The sequence below is a fragment of the Haliscomenobacter sp. genome, from assembly GCF_040403615.1.
Classification (GTDB): domain Bacteria; phylum Bacteroidota; class Bacteroidia; order Chitinophagales; family Saprospiraceae; genus Haliscomenobacter.
This window is the reverse complement of sequence record NZ_JBBAKG010000181.1, coordinates 1-7,030: the sequence shown is the minus strand read 5'-3', so window position 1 is coordinate 7,030 and position 7,030 is coordinate 1. Positions and strand designations below refer to the sequence as shown.

The 7,030-nt window shown below is 42.2% G+C and carries 6 protein-coding genes; 4 read left to right on the top strand and 2 right to left on the bottom strand.

What is annotated here, in order from left to right:
• The first annotated feature begins 1,049 nt into the window (after nt 1-1,049).
• Nucleotides 1,050-1,598 carry a TlpA family protein disulfide reductase gene (locus tag ABW391_RS28040; RefSeq protein WP_353485219.1) on the top strand — a complete coding sequence of 183 codons (549 nt, stop codon included), beginning with the start codon at nt 1,050-1,052 and terminating at the stop codon, nt 1,596-1,598.
• Nucleotides 1,576-3,777: a peptidase domain-containing ABC transporter gene (locus ABW391_RS28035; protein WP_353485218.1), complete on the top strand. Its 2,202-nt coding sequence runs from the start codon at nt 1,576-1,578 to the stop codon at nt 3,775-3,777. The genes ABW391_RS28040 and ABW391_RS28035 overlap by 23 nt, the downstream gene beginning before the upstream one ends.
• Nucleotides 3,778-3,857: 80 nt before the next feature.
• Here the strand turns inward: ABW391_RS28035 and ABW391_RS28030 are convergent, their stop codons facing one another.
• Both ABW391_RS28030 and ABW391_RS28025 read right to left on the bottom strand, forming a co-directional pair.
• Nucleotides 3,858-4,274 (bottom strand): hypothetical protein, encoded by a 417-nt coding sequence (locus tag ABW391_RS28030; RefSeq protein ID WP_353485217.1) that lies wholly within the window; start codon nt 4,272-4,274, stop codon nt 3,858-3,860.
• Between the two features lie 94 nt (nt 4,275-4,368).
• Nucleotides 4,369-4,767, bottom strand: coding sequence for a DUF1573 domain-containing protein (locus ABW391_RS28025; protein ID WP_353485216.1), 399 nt, complete (start codon nt 4,765-4,767; stop codon nt 4,369-4,371).
• A gap of 274 nt (nt 4,768-5,041) precedes the next feature.
• Here ABW391_RS28025 and ABW391_RS28020 point away from each other — a divergent pair, with 274 nt between their 5' ends.
• Together ABW391_RS28020 and ABW391_RS28015 are read left to right on the top strand one after the other, a co-directional pair.
• Nucleotides 5,042-5,446 carry a hypothetical protein gene (locus tag ABW391_RS28020; protein ID WP_353485215.1) on the top strand — a complete coding sequence of 135 codons (405 nt, stop codon included), beginning with the start codon at nt 5,042-5,044 and terminating at the stop codon, nt 5,444-5,446.
• A 51-nt stretch (nt 5,447-5,497) separates the two neighbouring features.
• Entirely contained in the window at nt 5,498-6,979 is a 1,482-nt protein-coding gene (locus ABW391_RS28015) for a hypothetical protein (RefSeq protein WP_353485214.1), read from the top strand.
• Nucleotides 6,980-7,030: the final 51 nt, after the last annotated feature.

Here is a 7,030-nt window from a genome sequence, read left to right as displayed (position 1 = left end):
CCCTAAAAATTTAGACATGTTATTATTGTAAAACACTATGGTTTGTGCAAATGAGTTTTCAAAACTCAGATTTCATAAGGTTTTCACCAAAATGGAATTAACAAAACCTGACACAGAATGATGTGTGATCAAATTATCGGCAGAGTTCTTGTATTGATGGCTTTCAAAATAATAAACAATGATGAGGAACTTTTTTCTAACCTTGCTTTCAGGAAGTTTGATTATGATCTTTTACTATATATATCTAATGTATAATAACGGGGATCATTATAGCCCCCCTAGATGGCTTGAAAATGCCTATTTAGGTACGGGTATAATTTGGATTATGTTTTTTATTTACATGTGGATTCAGAAAAACAGGACTAGAAACCAGACAAATAGGTAATAACCTGTTGCTAACTAGGAAAAAGAATTAACTGTCCAGTTTACTGGATTGGACATGGGTGTAATTCAAATTGTCGCATTTTGTACCTCGCGGAGTGAAGTTTTGTGCAAATCGTTTCAGCGAAACCCTATAAAATCAGGGCATTTATAGCACATTTGCACAAAACCTGAGTCTGCATCACGGTATTTCCCTAAATATGTTTAACTCTATTCGAGAAACAGCATAGCCAAGGATTTTTTAGAATAATTTTTTTTTACGCGATATTTTGAATTGCACCCAATCAAGATTCAAGTCATTTTGAATAATCTAAAAAACAAGTCATGAAAAAGCAAACCAACACAAAACTGATCATGATAATTTTTGCAGTACTCGGTTTCATTGTAGTGTTTTTAGGGGTTCGTTATTTTCTAGGTTAAAAGCATTTGCCAAACAAATACCTCTCCTTTTATTAGATTTTGTAGGAATAAACTGATCGCTTTTGATCAAGAATTTCGATTCCGCTTGTCTTAAGTCTTACTTTTTAAAAGCGCAATGCACAAAACCTAATGTATATGGAAAGCGAACCAATAAGCAAAAATGAATGGTTCAAATTAGCAAAACTACTGTTTACATTAGTTTTTACCTTATTTTCTTATTTCCATTGGCAAAACCAAAACTCAAAACAATGACTACAACCAAAATAAAATTGAGGCTCCTCCTCCTCTTTCTATTCGCTACACTGGTCAGTGCTACCGGGTTTATCCTCATTCGGAAAACACTGAGTGCTCATGAGGAAAAACAACGTGTAGCTAGCCAAATCTCACAAATGCCCAACAAACTCCCTTTTCTTGCTTTGGACAAAATGAGTTATTCTCACCCGGGTCAGAAAACCTTCATTTTTCATTTCCACCCCGATTGCGAGCATTGCAGCTACGAGGCAAAAGCCATTCAAACCAACATTAATGCCTTTGGTGCAGCACAATTGATTTGGATCAGCGAAGCTGATGCTCCTACAATTCGTAAGTTCGCAAAAGTTAACAAACTGGAAAACCTCCCCAATATTCATTGGATGACTGATACCGCCAGCGTATTTCGGCAAGTTTTTGGCAGCAGCGCAGTACCAGCTGTGTTGATTTACGACGAAAATGGAAAATTGCTAAAGAACTACCGTGGTGAAACCAAACCCTCCGCACTCCTCAAATACCTCAACAATGAATCAGAAACTGGCCGTTAAAGCTCACCAACTTCAACACGATCAAAGCGATTGTGGTCCAGCTTGCCTCCTTGGTGCGTTGCGCTACAGTTTTGCTTCTGTCCCTTTGGAACGTCTGCGGGAATGGAGCGGTACTTCTATCCAGGGAACTACCCTATTGGGTTTGTTGCAAGCTGCCCGGCAGGTTGGTTTTGAAGCGGATGGATACGAGGCTGATCTGGCTAGTTTGCAAGACTGCCAAGACCTATGCATTTTACATGTTGTCAAAGAAGAAAGATTGCACCATTTCATCCTTTGCTATGGGTACGATCAAGCGCAGCAAGCTTTTTTCATCAGTGACCCTGCTGAACCAGCATCCAGATGGATGAAAAAAGAAGAACTGCTCCAAGTTTGGCAAAGCAAAGCCTTGCTTTTGCTCAAACCAAGCGATAAACTACCTAAAGCCAATACCCAACGCATCAACAAGCGTATCTGGTTTTGGAATTTAGTACAAGAAGATTTACCAATCCTGGGAATTGCGCTTACGCTGGGCCTGGTCGCCTCCATAATGAGCCTGGCGTTGGCGCTTTTTTCCCAAAAATTAATCGATCAAATCATCCCTAAAGAAGATGCCTTTCGATTGTTTTTGGGTACAGGATTGTTGTTGGTACTGCTGTTGGCCAGAGCAAGTTTGGGATACCTCAGGCAGGTGCTATTGTTGCGCCAAAGTCGGGATATGAATCTGCGGCTCACTGGTAGTTTTTACCAAGCCTTATTACACCTGCCCAAAGCCTTTTTCGACAACAGAAAAACCGGAGACATGATCGCTAGGCTCAACGATACCCAACGCATCCAGCGTACGGTATCTGCCCTCGCGGGAAGTGCATTGATTGACTTGCTGAGTTTGTTGACTGCCCTTGGTTTTATGTTTGTATACAGTTGGCAAGTAGGGCTGGCCGCAGTGATTTGGTTGCCTGTGTTTATTGGAATCATCTGGCGTTTTCATGGGACTATCTTACAGAAACAGCGCCAAACTATGGCCGCTTATGCCTTTACAGAAAGCCATTACATCGATAGTATACAGGGCGTAGGTGTAATCAAAATTACCAATCGGCAGGATGTATTTGCGCGGATTACACAGGGGATTTTTGGCGTTTTCCAACAAACCCTTTTTCAATTGGGCATTACAGGAGCGCGCTTTGGATTGGTAGTTGAATTTATTGGCACCTTTTTCTTAGCGGGAGTCATTGCCTGGTCTGGTTGGCAAACCCTTCAAGGTAGCTTGAGTACTGGAGGATTGATTGCCCTGTTGCAAATGGCGGCTACCCTTGTTGCTTCAGCTGCCCAATTATCATCGGCCAATCTCATGCTGCAAGAAGCCAGGGTAGCATTTGACCGGATGTATGAGTTTGCAGCATTGGAAAATGAATTGGAGCTGGAAGCAGAACAGCCTAAATCCAGCATTCAGCACTTTGAAGAATTGCGGGTTGAAGAATTGGCCTTCCGTTTTCCTGGTCGCAAAAGGTTATTGGAAAACATTAATTTTCAGGTTCGCCGGGGAGAATGGATCAGCATCTTGGGGGAAAGTGGATGCGGAAAGAGTACGTTACTGCAAATTCTGCAAAAATTTTATGCCGCTGAGTCTGGTCAGATTAAAATTAATGGCATCGATCTGGATTTATTGGGTTTTGAAAATTGGCGGTCAAAATTGGGCGTTGTCCCCCAAGATATCAAGCTCTTTAATGGCACGCTCCTTGACAATATTCTGCTAGGAGATGAGATTCAAGATGCCAATTCTCTGCAACAATTTTTCACGGACTATGGGTTTGATCAATATTTTGCCCAATTTCCCAATGGTTATTCGACCTTGCTGGGCGAAGAAGGTGTAAATCTTTCGGGTGGCCAAAAACAATTGGTAGCATTGGCTAGGGCACTTTATCGACAACCAGAATTGCTATTACTAGACGAGCCTACCGCAGCCCTTGATCGCGATACAGAACTATTTGTCCTGCAATTATTGGATCGACTTCGAGATCATTTGGGCATTATAGTACTCACCCACCGCTTGCGTACAGCTCGAGCAGCCGATCGCATTTATGTGGTTGAAGAAGGTCAAATCGGAGCCACCGGACAACATGAAGACCTTTTGCATGGAGACAACTTGTACAGCCGTGCCTGGTATGATTTGGTAGGGTTTGAACACAAATATGCAAGCGTATAACTTCCAAGTAACCCCAAAAGAATTTGGAAATTTAATCTAAGGTGATGCAAATGACGAACCCTACCTCGGTTGGGTTCATTTCAAATCTGCTCGGAGGTTACGGTCTTCTTCCCCACTTTCTCTCCATTCTTCCGCTCCAATATCCGATGAAACTTCAGCAAATGCTGGGGATCATTCTCATTGTACACGCAAAGAATCAGGGTATTTTTATTGCGGCCATCGTAAGGGAAAAGAATTTTGATGGGATTGTGCAGGTAGCCATTGTCTTCAAACATCAGCAATTGCTTGTTTCGGGAGGGAAGGCGAAACAGTTTTAGCTCCTCGGCATCTTTGGGCAAGGGAACTTCCCCATATCCCTCTTCTTTCAGGAATTGGCGTACCATATCATAGCTCGTCTGTAGGCGTGAACCCGCAAAAATGGTGGTATACTCGTATCCATCACTGGTACCTCCCATGTAATCCGAACCAGGCTCTGGAAATTCTTCCCGCAACGGCATAAGTTGTTTTGTTTATCGAAACGCTAAATTAAAAGAATATTGTCAAAAACGGGAAAACTTTCTCAACTTAAGTGCTGGAATACAAAACTTAAACCTACTTCACTGTCCCTTCCACATAAATCCGTTCCGCTTGTGGAAACTCCTTAAAATACACTTTGATCATTTTGTAAAAATAACCCGATTTGCGCGAACTGAATTCGATACCAATCTCCGCCGTTGAATCCGGAGGGATTGAAGCAGTACGCCAATCTGGAGTAGTACACCCACAAGCAGGTCGTACATTGGCAATCGTAACCGAATCTCCAGAGCAATTGCGAAAAGTAAACGAGCAAGTCGTTAATTTACCACTTTCAATTTCCCCGAAATTATGGGTATCCAGGTCTACCCATTTGATGCAATACTCCGTAGGGATTGTAAAAGCTGCACAAAATAAAACCAGGCATCCGATTGCCATGCTTGCCATTGAGGTGCTGATTTTGAATGTATTTTTCATCGCTTTTGCTTGTTTTTTGTCAAAACAACGCTGATGCTTTACAATTTAGCGTACTCTTTATAACTTAGCGCTGCTATTGAGACAATTTTATTGAAAAGGCTTTTCTACTTACCTACCATTTAGTCATCCCATTTCCGTATTTCAGAACTATTTTTCTCATGATCAGTTATCGATATCTTTTCGTAAAAGGCGAAGAATGGCACAGCTGTGCAGCTTGGCCAAGTCATCAAGTGGAGGAGTATTCACATTCGTTCACCCATAAAATGAGTGTGTTATGAATATTCGAAATAAAGTTTATATATTGAATGTTGTTGTAGGGATTCTGCTCATTTCTCTTTTGGGTTTGGGGCTCAGTTCATTTTTCATGCTTACCAAGTTCAAAAAGATAAAAACGGCTACGTTAGAAAGCAATGTTTATCGTTTTGAACGTGACCTCGAAGATGTCCGTACTTGCATGGAGGCAGAGCAGTATACGCTGGCACAGATTCGAATAGGAGAAGCAATCGAACTTTTGAATTCAAGTCGAAAGATGGCTACACAAGATCAAAAGATTCAAAACTCTTTTGAAATCATTTGCAAAAAGTATTGCAAAATTTGGAACGATCCAACGTGGAATTATCGCTACCAAGCGAAGGGGTATCCCGTTTTACAAAAAGGATTTGAGAAGTTTTGTGAATAATTATCCCTGAACAAGATGCATCTGAGTATGCATAACAAACGCTTGAAAATCATGCAAGCTCTTAAACCGATTTTAAGTACATTAATGCTTGGAATATTGTCAACTGCCAGTTGTTTTGCCCAGTCAGACCACTGCGATATGTACAGTGGTATCCTCCTCAAGGGAGATAGCCTCTATCAAGCAGGTAATTTTCTCGCAGCCATCAAATCCTATCGGGCAGCCAGGGTGGCCTGTCCTTCTAAGGTTTTTGAAACCGACGCCCGCATCGAGCGAGTGGTTCAAAGCCTGCAACAAATAAAGGAAAAAGCAATTCAAAGGCGAGACGAAGTAGTTCAGAAAATGTCAGTCCTGGAGAAAGACTTGCAACGCGCGCGCTACAATGAAGAAATGGCTGCCAAAAAAGAACGCATGCAGCGCCAAATTGCCGAGCAAAACAAAGCAGAAATTGCATCCAGAGAACAACCTGGAAATAAAAACAGCTCCCCGACTGAACAAAAAAATCCTTGGGAATTGTTGCGCACCGGGCATTTCCAGGAAGCATTGCCCATCCTTGAATCCGCCGCATTCACTGACCAGCAGGATAGTTTAAGTTTGATGCGCTTGGCCCACGCCAATTTGTTCAATGGCAAAATCGAGACTGCCGAATCGATCTACCGCATTTTGAAGCCACTCCCCTATCGCAAAGGCAATTTCAATTCATTTGCTGAAGCTTACCTAGATGATTTCAAAGCCTTTGAAACCGCCGAAAGCGTTCTAGGATCTGGAAAAGTTATCCCATTGCCCATTCGCAATGCTTATTTGCAAATACGCACTGATTTGGAAAATTATGTTCAAGCCCTGGCTTTGGCAGAACAAGAACAGCTCAAACCAAAGGTGAAATCAATGGAAGAAGATTCCCATTCTAGTTCCGAACCCGCAAAATCACTTGCTTCAACTAAGGAGGTGAAAATTGAAACCTCAATCGAAAAAAGTATTGCTGTTCCAACGCCAGCCAAGGATACTACTACAACAGTTTCTGTAACAGTTCCAAAAGAAATGCCAGCAACGGATTCTACAACCGCACCAAATGAATCCGGCACGGTGGAAAACGATCCTAAACCAATGGAAAAAACCAATGACGCCCTGACTAGCACCACTGAAAAAGGGAGCACCAAAACTCGTACCAGCACCAGTTCTCGCGAAAAACTGGAAGAAGACCGCCCCATGCCACCGGCTCCAGAATTTGTATTAAAAACCTTGATCAATACCGAAATAGAAAACAAAACCAACCGTACCATCCCCAAAGCAGGTGAACCAAGTGCTTACATCGTTTTCATTGGCGATTTTGACCTGAACGATTATTATGCCCAGCGCACGCTCAAACGTGCACGGGATCAGTATAGCATCAAAGAAGCGCGCATTCGCTACTTTGGGGAGGTACTCAAGTACCGAATTGTGCTGGCTGAATTTGCAACCAAGGAAGAAGCGGCGCAGTATACGCTGGATTTTGAACAAAAACATGCCGAAAGGGCCTGGATGGGGGTATTGTATTAGGGGCGATAAAAAAATAAATATTCATTTTGCCAAAGAATTAGGTGAGTAAAC